The organism is Cupriavidus sp. SS-3 (assembly GCF_035818815.1).
Lineage (GTDB): Bacteria > Pseudomonadota > Gammaproteobacteria > Burkholderiales > Burkholderiaceae > Cupriavidus > Cupriavidus taiwanensis_C.
In genome coordinates this window covers 158634-171929 of the sequence record NZ_JAYLVT010000007.1, presented here as the reverse complement: position 1 = coordinate 171929, position 13296 = coordinate 158634, and the positions used below count along the sequence as shown (strand labels likewise).

The following is a 13296-nucleotide window of genomic DNA, read 5'->3' as shown; positions in this document are numbered from 1 at the left end:
ATTACCGCCGGGGTACTCCCTCTCCCGCAAGCGGGAGAGGGGAGCAAACCTGCAGGCCCGTCAAGGCAACCGACTAGCCTTACACCGGCACATCCCGCGTCGGATCCGGCTTGCGATCATCGAACCAGCGGTACAGCGTCGGCACCATCACCAGCGTCAGCAGCGTCGACGTGATCAGCCCGCCGATCACCACCACCGCCAGCGGGCGCTGCACTTCGGAGCCGGGGCCGGTCGAGAACAGGAACGGCACCAGGCCCAGCATGGCGATGGTCGCGGTCATCATCACCGGACGGAAACGCTGGGTCGCGCCCTGCACCACCGCCTCGTCGAGCGACAGGCCCGAATCGCGCAGCGTGCGGATGTACGACACCAGCACCACCCCGTTCAGCACCGCCATGCCCCACAGCGCGATAAAGCCCACCGACGCCGGCACCGACAGGTATTCGCCGGTGACGAACAGCCCGATGATGCCGCCGATCGATGCGAACGGCAGCACCGTGATGATCAGCGTGGCGAAGCGCAGCGAGTTGAACAGCAGGAACAGCAGGAAGAAGATCGCGGCGATGGTGACCGGCACGATGATCTTCAGGTGGCCCATGGCGCGTTCCATGTTCTGGAACTGGCCGCCCCACTCCAGGTAGTAGCCTTCCGGCAGCTTGACCTTGGCGTCGGCGGCCTGCTGCAGCTCGGCGACGAAGCCGCCGAGGTCGCGGTCCTTCACGTTGATCATCACCACGACGCGGCGCTTGGCCATTTCGCGGCTGATCTGCGCCGGGCCGTCATTGACTTCGATCCTGGCCACGCTCTGCAGCGGCACCTGCGTGCCGTCCGGCGTGTTCACCAGCAGCTGGCGGATCGACTGCACGTTGTTGCGGAACTCGTCCGGCAGGCGCACCGCCGCGGCAAAGCGGCGCTCGCCTTCGAAGATATCCGTGGCGCGCTTGCCGCCGATGGCGATCTCGATCACGTCGTGGATGTCGGAGACGTTCAGCCCGTAGCGCGCAATCGCCTGGCGGTCGATCTCGATCGACAGGTACTGCTGGCCCGACACGCGCTCGATGCGGATATCCTGCGAGCCCTGGATGCCGCCGGCGACGCGGGCGATCTCGCCCGCCAGCTCGCGCAGCTTGTCCAGGTCATCGCCGAACACCTTCACCGCCACGTCGGAGCGCACGCCGCTGACCATCTCGTCGACGCGGTCCGAGATCGGCTGCGCCATCACGATCTGCACGCCCGGAATGGCCTTGAGCTTTTCGCGGATGGCGTTGGCGATATCGTCCTGGGTCCAGCCGTCGGGCCACTCGTCGCGGTCCTTCAGGCTGGCGATCGGGGTCGATTCGTTCTGGCCCTGCGGGTCCGCCGGGCTTTCGCCGCGGCCCACGCCCGACACCACCGATTTCACGCCCGGCACGCCCAGCACCAGCTTGTTGGCTTCCTTCTCCAGCTTGATCGACTCTTCCAGCGAGATGTTGGGCACGCGGTCGATCGCGGGCACGATCGAGCCTTCCTTCATCTCGGGGATGAACGAGGTACCAAGCAGCGGCACGATCAGCAGCGTGGCGACAAAGGCGCCGACCGCGCTGAGCACGGTCTTGCGGCTGTTGCCCAGCGCCCAGTGCAGCAGGCGCAGGTAATGGCGCTTCATGAAGGCGATCAGGAAGGTGTCATGCTCGGCACCGCCCTTGAGCAGGTACGACGACAGCACCGGCGACAGCGTCAGCGACAGGAACAGCGAGATCGCCAGCGCGATCGAGATGGTGAACGCCAGCGGCGCGAACATCTTGCCTTCCATGCCCGACAGCGTCATCAGCGGCAGGAACACCAGGATGATGATGCCGACGCCGACGATCACCGGCGTGGCCACTTCCTGCACCGCCTTGACCAGGATCTCGGTCTTGGACAGCCCCGGCTCCTTGTGGCCGAGCCGCTCGAACGCGTTCTCGACCACCACCACCGAGCCGTCGACCATCAGGCCGATGGCGATCGCCAGCCCCCCGAGTGACATCAGGTTGGCCGACAGCCCTGCCTCGTTCATCACCATGAAGGTCAGCAAGGGCGTCAGCACCAGCGTGGCCAGCACGATCACCGACGAGCGCACGTCGCCCAGGAACAGGAACAGCACGATCACCACCAGCACCACGCCTTCGAGCAGCACCTTGGTCACGGTCCACAGCGCCGCGTCGACCAGCTCGCTGCGGTCGTAGTACGGCACGATCTGCAGCTTGCCCGGCAGCATGCCGCGCTCGTTGATCTCGGCCACGCGGGCCTTGACGCGGCTGACCACTTCCTTGGCATTGCCGCCGCGCATCATCATGACGATGCCGCCGACCGCCTCGGTCTGGCCATTCTTGACCAGCGCGCCCTGGCGCACCTCATGGCCGATGGTGACGTTGGCCACGTCGCGCAGGTAGACCGGCGTACCGTTGACTTCCTTCAGCACGATGCTGCCGAGGTCCTCGACACCCTTGGCCAGGCCGACGCCGCGGATCAGGTACTGCTCGGCGTAGTGCGGCAGCACGCCGCCGCCGGAGTTGGCGTTGTTGCGCGCCAGCGCCTCGTAGACCTGCTGGATCGACACGCCGTAGTGGCGCATGCGCTCCGGGTTGACCAGCGCCTGGTACTGGCGCACGTAGCCGCCCTGCGAGTTGATCTCGGCCACGCCGGGAATCGAGCGCAGCAGCGGGCGCACCACCCAGTCCTGGGCGATGCGGCGCTCGGCCAGCTCTTCCTGGGTCAGTTCGCGGTTGCCGTCGTCGGCGCGGTCCAGCGTGTACTGGTAGACCTCGCCCAGGCCGGTCGAGACCGGCCCCAGCACGGGCGTGACGCCCTCGGGCATGCGCCCGCCCACTTCGATCAGGCGCTCCATCACCAGCTGGCGCGCGAAGTACACGTCGGTGGCATCGGTGAACACCAGCGTGATCAGCGACAGGCCGGCCTTGTTCAGCGAGCGCATTTCTTCCAGCCCGGGCAGGCCGGTCATGGCCATTTCCACCGGCACGGTGACAAAGCGCTCCACTTCCTCGGGCGAGCGGCCCGCGGCTTCGGTGGCGATCTGCACCTGCACGTTGGTCACGTCCGGGAACGCATCCACCGACAGCTTGGTGGCAGCGCGCAGGCCGAAGAAGAACAGCACCACGGCAAGGACGCACACCACCAGCCGCTGCTTGATGGCGGCTTCGACTAGGGATTTCATCATGGCCGATTACCCTTGTTCGAGGCGCTTGCGCTCGTTGTCCAGGTGGAAGGCACCCTCGACCACGATGCGGTCGCCGGCCTTCACGCCGTTCTGGACCACGCGCATGCCGTCGCTTTCGGCGCCCAGCTTGACGCGGGTCAGGCGGTACTTGTTGCCCGGCATCTCGACATAGACCAGCTCGTCATTGCCGTCGCGCACCACCGCCGCCGCCGGCACCACCAGCTGGTCGACCGGCTTGCCGGCAATCAGCATGCTCGCCAGCATGGCAGGCTTGAGCCGGCCCTCGCGGTTCTCCAGCTCGGTGCGGACCAGCACCGTGCGCGACTGCGGGTTGACCGTGCGGCCCACGTAGATCAGCTTGCCGGTAATGGTCTGGCGCCCGGCGCCGTTGGCCAGCGACGGCACCTCGATCTCGACGCTCTGGCCTTCGGCCACCTGCGCGGCCTGCTGCTCGGGCACCTCGGCCACCACCCATACCCGCGACAGGTCCGCCACGGTATAGAGCGCGTCGGCGGGCTGCACCACCTGGCCCTGCGCCACGTTGCGCTCGACCACGGTGCCGCTGATGCTCGAATACACCGGCGAGTGCGAGTTGATGCTGCCGCTCTTGGCCAGTTGCGCGATCGAGCTCGCCGACATGCCCAGCACGCGCAGCTGGTCGCGGTAGGCACGCATCTCGGCCGAGGCGATCGCCAGTTCGCTCTCGCGGCGCTGCAGTTCGCCGCGGCCGATCACGTCGGCGGCGAACAGCTGGCGCGCGCGCTCGGCGTTGCGGCCTTGCAGCTCGGTCTGGGCCTCGCTCTTCAGGAACGCCATCTGCGCCGCGCCCAGCTCGCTGCTGTGCAGGCGCGCCAGCACCTGGCCGGCCTTCACTTCCTGGCCCAGCGTGGCATACAGGTCGGTGACGCGGCCGGTCACGCTGGCGCCGATGCGCGACACGCGCTGCTCGTCGAAATCGACGCGGCCGGCCACGCGCAGCATCTCGCTGAACGGGGACGTGGCCACCGGTGCCACCTTCAGGCCCTTCTGCAGGTTGCCCTCGGGCTGGATCACGCCGGGCGGCAGCTTGGGCGCTTCGGCCACCGGCTCAGGTTTGTCGGAACAGGCCGCCAGGCTGAACGTCAGGACGGCGGCGGCCGTCAGCGAAAGCAGGAAATTGGGACGCATGGTTATTTCTGTTCGATGTTGGACGTCGGCTGCAGGCCCGGCGCGGCGGTGGCGCCCGGGGCGGTCGACATAAGCTTTTCGATCTGGATCGCGGCCAGCTGCAGGTCGTACTGCGCGGCGATCAGCTCATTGCGCGCGCCCCGCAGCACGCGCTGGGCATCGAGGTAGTCCAGGATGCCGCGCTCGCCGAAGCGGTAGGCGGCCTCGGCCACGCCCAGCGCCGACTCGGCCTCGCGCACGATGCCGGACTCCAGCGCCGTCACCTGGGCCTGGTTGATCTCGTACTGGCGGTAGGCCGCTTCCAGTTCCTGCGTCAGCTCGAACTCGCGCATCTCCAGCGCGCTGCGCGCCTGGGTGGCCTGCGCCGTGGCTTCGCCCACCGGACCGCCGCGGCGGTCCCACAGCGGGATGGTCAGGATCAGGCCGATCTGCGAGACGTTGTTGTCAGGCTGGCGGTCGGTGCTGGCACGCAGTGCCACTTCCGGCCAGCGCAGCGACTTCTGGTAGTCCACGCCCAGCTGCGCGCGCTCCAGCTCCGTGCGGCGCTGGACCAGTTCGGCGTTGCCGGCGATCATGGTGTCGCGCAGCGCCTGCAGCGGCGGCACGTCGGGCGACTGGCCCAGCATGCCCGCCAGCGAATACTGGCCCGGCATGGCGCCGCCCACCTGCTGGCGCAGCGCGGCCTTGGCCTGGTTGACGCGCAGCTCGGCGGTCTGCTGGCTCTTCTGCGACGCCAGCAGTTCGGTCTCGGCCTTGATCAGCTCGTAGCGCGGGGCCTCGCCCACCTCCACGCGCAGGCGCGCGCGCGAATGGATCTGGCGCATCATCGCCAGGTCTTCCTCGGCCGCGTGCAACTCGCTCTCGCGGCGCAGCACGTCGTAGTAGGCGGTCTTCACGCGCGCGGCCAGGTCGGCCCGGAAGCCCTGCCGCACCGCCTGCGACGACTCCAGCCCGCGGGTCGCCATGGCCTCGCGCAGGCTGCGCTGGTGCGGATAATCGAACTTCTGCACCACCGCATAGCTGGGCGCATTGCCGCTGGCCACGCCCGGCTGCTTGCCGGACATGCGGCCATACATCACCTCGACCTGCGGATTCGGATAGGCGCGGGCGCTGCTGATGGCGGCGCTGGCCGCATCGACATTGGCTTCGGCGGCGGCCACGCCCTTGTTGGTGGACTGGGCCAGGTCGAGCAACTGGGGCAGCGAGTAGGCGGGTCCGGCGGCAGCGGCGCCGGCAGGAGCGGTCTTCGGTACGGCGGCGGCCGCCAGGATGGCGGCGCCCGGCAGCGGCGCGGCAGCCGGCTTGGACAGCGGTGCGCGGGCCGCGGGCGCGGCACCGGCCAGGTCTGTCGCCTTCGCGGAGGTCTCGCCTTGGGCTCCGGCCTGGGCCGGGGCCGCGGCAAGCGCCATCAGCGAAAGCGACGCGATCAGGGTCAGCTTGGTTGTTGTCATGAGTCGGGAATGCAAGCAGTACGTCTGCCTTTCGCCACGCTGCCGCCCGCCCCGGGTGACGCCATCACGGGGACGCGGTCACGGCAGGACGCACAACGGCGGCGGCATGCCCGCGCGGTCAGGCGGCAGGCAGGCTGGCGATATCAGGCAAAGGGGCGCGGCCCGCGGCCGGGCGGCTGCATGCGGCAGCACGCGCGATGCGGGCGCAGGAAAGCGGTCAGGCCAGGAATATGGGCGGCCGGAAAAAGGCCGAAGGCGGCGGATCGGCGCGGCCTGGCGGGCGCTGGGCCACGTCGCCGGTGGGCAGCAGCAGCTTCACCGGGGGTAATGCAAAGAGCGCGCTGGATTCCTCGATCTCGTCGAGCAGGTCGAGCGGATCGAGCAGGTCGGCCGACCAGATATTGCAGTACCCGGGGGGCGGGTCATCGCAGATATCGTCGTCGTGCAGCCCGTCGTCGCCGGGCACCACGATGCGGCCCAGATCGTCGACGGGCTGGGCCGCCGCCATGTCGATCAGGTCCACCCCCGCCTGCTGCGACCCTGGCAACGCCGCGCGCGCGTCCGCCGCTGCTCCAAAGGAGAGCAGCGACAGGCACATGGCAGTCAGCAGCAGGAACAACAGTCGCATTGGGTCGGGGGCATTGACGGCATCGCCGGGGACCAGGGTGTGTCACGGCCACCGGGATGCTGCAGGACAGCATTGTAACTGAACGATTACGATTGACAGGGAATCGTTACGTTCGTTCCCTTGCTGTAGAGAGATCGCGCGCCTTGCAGGCCTTTCAGACTTGTCCCCTACCCCGCTATTGCCCCGGCTCCGTAGGCTTCATGGACCCTTTGACCAGCGGCTAAAGAGTTTATCGTCTGCAACTTTGTAATACAGAAACGCGTGACAAATGAGCGTATAATTGCGTATTACCCATTGTCGGAGCCACTCATGCAAGGCACGACCCTGTCATTCCGCGCAGGCGAAGAACTGGCCGAGCAAACCCGCGCGCTGGCGACGGCGGCAGGCCAGAAGACGTCGGACTACATCCGCGACGCCGTCCGCGAGAAAAACGAGCGCGAGATGGGCAACCGTATCGCGATGCTGTCGCGCAAGTTAGGGGCGAAGCACCTGGCCGCCAACGAAGAGATGGACGGCACCGCCGGAGACGGCCTTGCTTGAGCTGAGGCGGGGACAGGTCTGGGAGGTCGATCTCAACCCCCAGACCCACCGGGAAGAGCCGGCCAAGCGCAACCGGCCAGCGCTGGTGCTGCAAACAGACCTGCTCAACGATGCCGGCCATCCGACCACCATCGTCGTGCCCGGGACATCACAGATCGAGCCCGAGGATTGCTTTCCCCTGCGGGTGGCGCTGGGGAAGTTGCCGGGGCTGGCCCATGAAACGGATCTTCTGATCGACCAGGTCCGCGCGATATCCAATCGCCGTTTCCTGGGCAGCCATCCGGTGGTGACATTGGCCCCCAACCACCTGCGCAAGGTGGAAGAGGCCATGCGCCTGCTGCTGCGGCTGTAGGCCGCAGCGACGCAGGACGGCTGCGTCGCTGCATGATATGCAGCGTCACTGCATATCATGCAGCCGCCCTACACCACCCTGAACCCATGCGTGCCGTCGCGCTCCAGCTGCGCGATCAGGCCGAACTCCCAGTCCAGGTAGCCCTGCATGGCCTCGCGCGGGTTGTCGGTGCCTTCATAGGGGCGGCGATAGCGGTCGGTTCGTTCCGAGGCCAGGTGCGTCTCGCCGCTCTCCAGCGGCAGCCCCGCGGCAATCCACGCCTGGGTGCCGCCTTCCAGCACGAACACCTCCGCATCGGTCAGGCGCCGCAGGTCGGCGGCGGCAAAGCGCGCCAGCAGGCTGCTGCCGCAGGTCAGCACGTAGCGCTGCGGGCGCGGGATGCGGGCCAGCGCGTCGGCCAGCTGGGCGCGAATGACAAAGTACGCCCCCGGGATATGGCGCCTGACGTAGTTGGCGCTGGTGGTGAAATCCAGCACGGCGGTGTTGCCGTCACCGGCATCCAGCCATGCGACCAGCTGCGCCGTGCCGATGCTGGCGACGGGCGCTGGCGTTGGCACCGGCGCGGCGACCGCTCCGGTTTCGCTGCGCGCCGACGCGGCCACCGGTTCCACCACCCAGACCTCCCAGCCCATCTGCGCCAGCCAGGATCCCGTCATGCCGGCGCGCACGTCGTCATCGTCCGCCAGCACGATGCGCGCGCCGCGCACCGGCGCGCTGTGGTCGGTTTCCTGCACCAGCTGCCCGCCCGGCGCGTTGACGAAACCCGGCAGGTGGCCGTCGGCGAATTCCTCCGGCGTACGCACATCGAAGCGGTACAACGTGCGCCCGGGCGCCTGCAGCGTGTCCAGCTGCGCCAGCGCGATGCGCCGCACGCCGGCCCGGTCGGCGATCTCGCGCGCGCCGCGGCGGGCGCTGTCGCGGTTGGCGTCGCCGACCGCGGCCGGGGCGCGGCGGCTGGCGCCATGCTCCAGCTGCTGGCCGGCCAGGGTCCAGCCGATGGTGCCGTTGCGCAGCGCCGCCACCGGGTTCGGGATCCCCGCGTTCACCAGTGATTGCGTGCCGATGATGCTGCGCGTGCGGCCCGCGCAGTTCACGATCACGCGCGTGCGCGGATCGGGCGCGAGCTCGCGCACGCGCAGCACCAGCTCGGCACCCGGCACGCTGGTGGCGGTGGGGATGCTCATGGTCTGGTACTCGTCGAAGCGGCGCGCATCGACGATCACCACATCGGCGCGGCTGTCGATCAATGCCTGCACTTCCTCGGCCGCCAGCGACGGCGTATGGCGGGCGGCTTCGACCACTTCGCCGAACGACTTGCTCGGCACATTGACGTCGCGAAACACCTCGCCGCCGCCCTCGATCCATGCGCGCAGCCCGCCCTCCAGCAGATGCACGCGGGTATAACCCAGGCCTTGCAGCACCGCCGCCGCGCGTGGCGCCAGGTCAGCGCCGGCATGGTCGCCGTAGACCACGATCTGCGTATCGCGGCGCGGGATGCGCGCCCACGCGTCCAGTTCCAGCCGCGACAGCGGGAAGTTGGCGGCCCACAGCGGGTGCTCCTGCGCGAAGGGATCTTCCTCGCGCACGTCGATCAGTGCGATTTCGTCGCGGTTGCGCAAGGCGTTGCGCACGGCTTCGGGAGAAACCGTCGGAAAGGCCGGCGTAGCGGAAACGTTGGTCATGACTGGGCAAAATCGCGGGAGCGGTCCCACGGGTTGGGCAGGGTCTGGTTGGAATAGCCCGAGACAAAGGGCTTGCGGGTGCCGTCCTCGGCGTAGACCGAGCGGCGCACCGCGCCGATATTGGCGCCGTAGACATGGATGCTGACCGAGACGCGGTCGTCGTAGACGTTGTTGACCCGGTGGATATCGCCCACGGCCGGCGACACGGCTTCGACCTGCCCGGGCAGCAGGCGCACGCTCGCGCCGCTGGCGACCGGGCGCCCGGCGGCGTCGAGCGCGAACGCCTGCGCATCTTCCGCGCCGCGCAGCATGCCGATCAGGCCCCATACGGTGTGGTCGTGGATCGGCGTGCGCTGGCCCGGTCCCCAGACAAAGCTGACGATGGAAAAACGCTCGGCGGAATCGCAATGCAGCAGGTGCTGCTGGTAGTACTCGGGGTGCGGCCGGGCCCACGCTTCGGGCAGCCAGTCATCGCGCGCGACCAGCTTTGCCAGCAAGGCCCCGCCTTCACGCAGGATGCGGGGCTCGTCGGGATGCTGGTCGAGCAGCGCGGCCAGGCCGGTGATGAAATCGCGCAGCGGTGCCAGCGCGTTCGGATCGGGGGAACTGCCCATGGGAATGCTCCGGGTGTCTCGTTGTGGTTGCCGGCCGCCGGGGCCGGCCATGCGCCCTCTGCGGGGCGCTGGCCCCGCAAACATAGCACGGCGGGCACGGTGGCGCTTACACGCCAAGTTGCGCGCGCCCGGCGGCGAGCAGGATCGAATCGTTCTGCGGCGTATGGATGCGGCTGCACAGCACGTCGCGATAGTGGCGCTCGAGCGGGTGGTGGCGGCTCAGGCCATGGTTGCCCGACAGCTGCAGCGCCAGCTCCGCCGCGCGGATGGCATTGCCGGTCACGGTGAACTTCAGCAGGCCGCTGTCGGCAATGGCCGGCGGCTCGCCCGCGTCGGTGCGCGCCGCGGCGTCGTCGAGCAACACCTGGTTGACGCGCAGCAGCGCGGCGATCTCGCCGACGGCCTCCTGCACGCGCGGCAGCGTGGCCAGCGGCGCGCCCAGGCTGCCGGGCGCGCGCTCGCGCACGAAGTCGTTGAGCCAGGCGGATGCGGCGCGCGCCACCGCGTCATAGAGGCTGCCCAGCAGCACTACCATCCAGGCCTGCTGGTCGGCGTTGGCGTCAGCGTCCGCCTGGCTGGCGCCGGCCGGCGCCCAGGCCGATGGCGCACGGATATCGACGGCGTGGTCCGGCGGAATCCAGACGTTGTCGAGTACGGTCTCGTGGCTGCCCGAGGCGCGCAGGCCAAGGTGGTTCCAGTTCTCGACGATGCGCACGCCGGCGATACCAGCCGCGGGCCCCGGCACCAGGAACACGCCCACGCGCGGCTGCGGCTCGTCGGTGCGCGCCCACACCGCGAGCCAGCGCAAGGCCGGGATGCCGGTGCTGTACAGCTTGCGGCCGCTGATGCGCCAGCCGTCGGCCACGCGCGTCGCCACCGTGGCCGGCAGGCCGCCGCGCGCGGGCGAGCCCAGTTGCGGTTCCACGCGCAGCGAGTTGATCAAGGCGCCCTCCTGCACCGCGGTGGCGAAGACCTGCTCGCGCAGCGCCGCCGGCCAGTGCGAATCGGTGCGCGCAATGGCGCGATGCTGCAGGTAGGTCATGGTCAGCACCAGCGCGGTCGCGGCGTCGCCGCCGGCCAGCGCGGCCACGATGCGGCGCGCCTGCGCCAGGCCCGCGCCGCCGCCACCGTGCGCGCGCGGCACCACCTGCGCGATCAGGCCATGGTCGTGCAGCAGCACGAAGTTGTCGTGCGGGAAGCTGGCCGCGGCATCGTGCGCGCCGGCGTCGCCGGCAAAGCGCGCCGACAGCGCCGCCAGCGACTCGCCAAGGCGCGCATCGCTGCCTGGCAGGCGGCGCAGGGCAGACGTCGAAGACATGGAACAGGACTCCGGAAAAGATCAGCGCAGTGCGCATCGAATGCCGCCTAGCGTAGCGCCGCCGTGGCCCGGCGAAAACGATGCTTATTGAATATGGAGCGTCGTTTTTATTCGTTAGCGAAGCCGCGCCGCTGTCGTACTTTCTGCCTCAGCCCAATCCCGCCCGACACCGACTTCCAGGAGAACGCATATGAGCGTCGATTTCATCGGCATGATCCAGAGCCAGAAGCAATCCGAGATCCATCCCCCGTCAGGTCCGGTGATCGATCGCGACTACGTGCGCGCGTTTGCCCAGGCCCATGAACAGGCCGGATTCGACCGCATCCTGGTGCCGCACCACTCCACCGGACCATCGGCGACGCTGACCATCGCCTACGCCGCCAGCGTGACCGAGCGCATCCATTTCATGCTGGCGCATCGCCCCGGCTTTACCGCGCCGACGCTGGCCGCGCGCCAGATCGCCACGCTCGACCAGTTCAGCGGCGGCCGCCTGGGCGTGCATGTCATCTCCGGCGGCTCGGACAGCGAGCAGCAGCGCGACGGCGACTTCCTCGACCATGACCAGCGCTATGCGCGCACCGACGAGTACCTGCACATCCTGCGCCGGATCTGGACCGAGGCCAGGCCGTTCGACCATGAAGGCGAGTTCTACCGCTTTACCCAGGGCTTCTCCGAGGTCAAGCCCGCGCAGCAGCCGCATGTGCCGATCTATTTCGGCGGCGCCTCGGCCGCCGCGCTGGCGGTCGCGGGCAAGCATGCCGACGTCTACGCGCTGTGGGGCGAATCGCTCGACCAGGTGCGCGAGCTGACCGCACGCGTGCGCGCCGAAGCCGCGCGCCACGGCCGCACGGTGCGCTTCTCGGTATCGTTCCGCCCGATCCTGGCCGATACCGAGGACAAGGCCTGGGCCCGCGCCGACCGCATCCTGGAACGCACCCGCGCACTGCGCGTACAGGCCGGCTACAGCCGCGGCGGCCCGCAGCAGAGCGAGGGGGCGCGCCGCCTGCTCGCGGCGGCCGAGCGAGGCGACCGCGTCGACCAGCGCCTGTGGACCGCGATCGCGCGCGAGACCGGCGGGCGCTCCAACTCCACCGCGCTGGTCGGCACGCCCGAGCAGGTCGCGCAGGCGCTGCTGGCCTACTACGAACTGGGCGTCACCACCTTCCTGATCCGCGGCTTCGATCCGCTCGAAGACGCCGTCGACTACGGCCGCGAACTGATCCCGCGCGTGCGTGCCTTGGTGGCGCAGCACGACGCCGCGCAAGGGACACAGCGCCAGGCCGCCTGAGCGCATCCCCACCCCACCACACCACGAAGACGGGAATCCCACATGAGCCAGAACCTTAACCATGCCGACCCGCGCCGACGCCGCGTGCTGCGGCTTGCCGGCGCCGCGGCCGTGGCCGCGCCCGCGCTGATCCTTGGCCGGCAAGCCTGGTCGGCGCCGCGCAAGCTGACCTTTGCCTGGAACCAGAATTCCTTTTGCCTGACGCCGGTCGTGGTGGCGCAGGAGAAAGGCTTCTTCGAGAAGAACGGCCTGCAGGTCGACCTGATCAACTACAGCGGCTCGACCGACCAGTTGCTGGAATCGATCGCCACCGGCAAGGCCGACGCCGCGGTCGGCATGATCCACCGCTGGCTCAAGCCGCTCGAAGCCGGCTTCGACGTCAAGATCATCGGCAGCTCGCACGGGGGCTGCGTGCGGCTGGTGGGGGCGAAGGCCGCGGGGGTCACCACGCTGCAGCAACTGAAGGGCAAGACCGTCGGCGTCAGCGACCTGGCGGCGCCGGGCAAGCACTTCTTCACCATCCTGCTGGCCAAGCACGGCATCGACCCCGACAAGGACGTCACCTGGCGCCAGTATCCGGCCGACCTGCTGGGCGTGGCGGTCGACAAGGGCGAGATCCAGGCCATCGCCGACGGCGACCCCAATCTCTACCTGCTGGAAAAGCGCACCAACGGCGCCTACGTGGAACTGGCCACCAACCTCACCGGCGAATACGCGCGCAAGGTCTGCTGCGTGGTCGGCGCGCGCGGCGAACTGGTGCGCAACGATCGCCCCGCGGCGACGTCGCTGGCGCGCGCCATCGTGCAGGCCACCGACTATGTCAACGAGAATCCCAACGAGGCCGCGAAGGTGTTCGCCAAGTACTCGCCCAAGATCAATCCGGACGACCTGCGCAAGCTCTACGCCACGCTGACCTATACCCACCACCCGACCGGCGTCGACCTGCGCGACGAGATCGCCTTCTATGCCGACGATTTCCGCCGCATCGGCGTGCTGAAGAAGTCCACCGATGCCAAACGCCTGGCGCAGCATGTCTACGCCAACGTGCTGGGGTAATGCC

General features: G+C 68.9%; 11 protein-coding genes. 4 read left to right on the top strand and 7 right to left on the bottom strand.

Translation table 11 applies throughout. The features are described from left to right. Nucleotides 1-79 precede the first annotated feature (79 nt). The 4 genes from U9J39_RS13395 to U9J39_RS13380 all read right to left on the bottom strand — a co-directional run bounded on the left by U9J39_RS13395 (nucleotide 80) and on the right by U9J39_RS13380 (nucleotide 6442). Nucleotides 80-3196: an efflux RND transporter permease subunit gene (locus U9J39_RS13395; protein WP_115712970.1), complete on the bottom strand. Its 3117-nt coding sequence runs from the start codon at nucleotides 3194-3196 to the stop codon at nucleotides 80-82. Between the two features lie 6 nt (nucleotides 3197-3202). Next, nucleotides 3203-4363, bottom strand: a complete 1161-nt coding sequence (locus U9J39_RS13390; RefSeq protein ID WP_115712969.1) for an efflux RND transporter periplasmic adaptor subunit — start codon at nucleotides 4361-4363, stop codon at nucleotides 3203-3205. Between the two features lie 2 nt (nucleotides 4364-4365). Continuing rightward, entirely contained in the window at nucleotides 4366-5814 is a 1449-nt protein-coding gene (locus tag U9J39_RS13385) for a TolC family protein (RefSeq protein ID WP_116314606.1), read from the bottom strand. 217 nt (nucleotides 5815-6031) lie between these two features. Then, complete coding sequence (locus tag U9J39_RS13380; protein ID WP_116314607.1) at nucleotides 6032-6442, bottom strand: cobalt-zinc-cadmium resistance protein; 411 nt, start codon at nucleotides 6440-6442, stop codon at nucleotides 6032-6034. A gap of 309 nt (nucleotides 6443-6751) precedes the next feature. Here U9J39_RS13380 and U9J39_RS13375 point away from each other — a divergent pair, with 309 nt between their 5' ends. Beyond that, on the top strand, nucleotides 6752-6982 hold the full coding sequence (locus tag U9J39_RS13375) for an antitoxin of toxin-antitoxin stability system (protein ID WP_115682765.1): 231 nt from the start codon (nucleotides 6752-6754) through the stop codon (nucleotides 6980-6982). After that, nucleotides 6975-7334 (top strand): type II toxin-antitoxin system PemK/MazF family toxin, encoded by a 360-nt coding sequence (locus U9J39_RS13370; protein ID WP_326347269.1) that lies wholly within the window; start codon nucleotides 6975-6977, stop codon nucleotides 7332-7334. The genes U9J39_RS13375 and U9J39_RS13370 overlap by 8 nt, the downstream gene beginning before the upstream one ends. A gap of 68 nt (nucleotides 7335-7402) precedes the next feature. On the opposite strand, the gene U9J39_RS13365 is transcribed toward U9J39_RS13370, so the two are convergent. The 3 genes from U9J39_RS13365 to U9J39_RS13355 all read right to left on the bottom strand — a co-directional run bounded on the left by U9J39_RS13365 (nucleotide 7403) and on the right by U9J39_RS13355 (nucleotide 10948). Then, on the bottom strand, nucleotides 7403-9016 hold the full coding sequence (locus U9J39_RS13365; RefSeq protein ID WP_326347268.1) for a rhodanese-related sulfurtransferase: 1614 nt from the start codon (nucleotides 9014-9016) through the stop codon (nucleotides 7403-7405). Next, nucleotides 9013-9630 (bottom strand): cysteine dioxygenase, encoded by a 618-nt coding sequence (locus U9J39_RS13360; RefSeq protein WP_116314610.1) that lies wholly within the window; start codon nucleotides 9628-9630, stop codon nucleotides 9013-9015. Before U9J39_RS13360 ends, U9J39_RS13365 begins: the two co-directional genes overlap by 4 nt. Before the next feature lie 106 nt (nucleotides 9631-9736). Then, the gene (locus tag U9J39_RS13355) at nucleotides 9737-10948 is read right to left on the bottom strand and encodes an acyl-CoA dehydrogenase family protein (RefSeq protein ID WP_326347267.1); all 1212 of its coding nucleotides are present in this window, start codon (nucleotides 10946-10948) and stop codon (nucleotides 9737-9739) included. 190 nt (nucleotides 10949-11138) lie between these two features. On the opposite strand from U9J39_RS13355, the gene U9J39_RS13350 reads away from it, so the two are divergent. Together U9J39_RS13350 and U9J39_RS13345 are read left to right on the top strand one after the other, a co-directional pair. Continuing rightward, nucleotides 11139-12236: an LLM class flavin-dependent oxidoreductase gene (locus tag U9J39_RS13350; protein WP_326347266.1), complete on the top strand. Its 1098-nt coding sequence runs from the start codon at nucleotides 11139-11141 to the stop codon at nucleotides 12234-12236. A gap of 42 nt (nucleotides 12237-12278) precedes the next feature. After that, on the top strand, nucleotides 12279-13292 hold the full coding sequence (locus U9J39_RS13345; RefSeq protein WP_115682771.1) for an ABC transporter substrate-binding protein: 1014 nt from the start codon (nucleotides 12279-12281) through the stop codon (nucleotides 13290-13292). The last annotated feature ends 4 nt before the right edge of the window (nucleotides 13293-13296 follow it).

Coding starts and splice junctions, on each gene's coding strand:
- U9J39_RS13395 (WP_115712970.1), bottom strand. CDS start 3,196: ATGATGAAATCCCTAGTCGAAGCCGCCATCAAGCAGCGGCTGGTGGTG.
- U9J39_RS13390 (WP_115712969.1), bottom strand. CDS start 4,363: ATGCGTCCCAATTTCCTGCTTTCGCTGACGGCCGCCGCCGTCCTGACG.
- U9J39_RS13385 (WP_116314606.1), bottom strand. CDS start 5,814: ATGACAACAACCAAGCTGACCCTGATCGCGTCGCTTTCGCTGATGGCG.
- U9J39_RS13380 (WP_116314607.1), bottom strand. CDS start 6,442: ATGCGACTGTTGTTCCTGCTGCTGACTGCCATGTGCCTGTCGCTGCTC.
- U9J39_RS13375 (WP_115682765.1), top strand. CDS start 6,752: ATGCAAGGCACGACCCTGTCATTCCGCGCAGGCGAAGAACTGGCCGAG.
- U9J39_RS13365 (WP_326347268.1), bottom strand. CDS start 9,016: ATGACCAACGTTTCCGCTACGCCGGCCTTTCCGACGGTTTCTCCCGAA.
- U9J39_RS13360 (WP_116314610.1), bottom strand. CDS start 9,630: ATGGGCAGTTCCCCCGATCCGAACGCGCTGGCACCGCTGCGCGATTTC.
- U9J39_RS13355 (WP_326347267.1), bottom strand. CDS start 10,948: ATGTCTTCGACGTCTGCCCTGCGCCGCCTGCCAGGCAGCGATGCGCGC.
- U9J39_RS13350 (WP_326347266.1), top strand. CDS start 11,139: ATGAGCGTCGATTTCATCGGCATGATCCAGAGCCAGAAGCAATCCGAG.
- U9J39_RS13345 (WP_115682771.1), top strand. CDS start 12,279: ATGAGCCAGAACCTTAACCATGCCGACCCGCGCCGACGCCGCGTGCTG.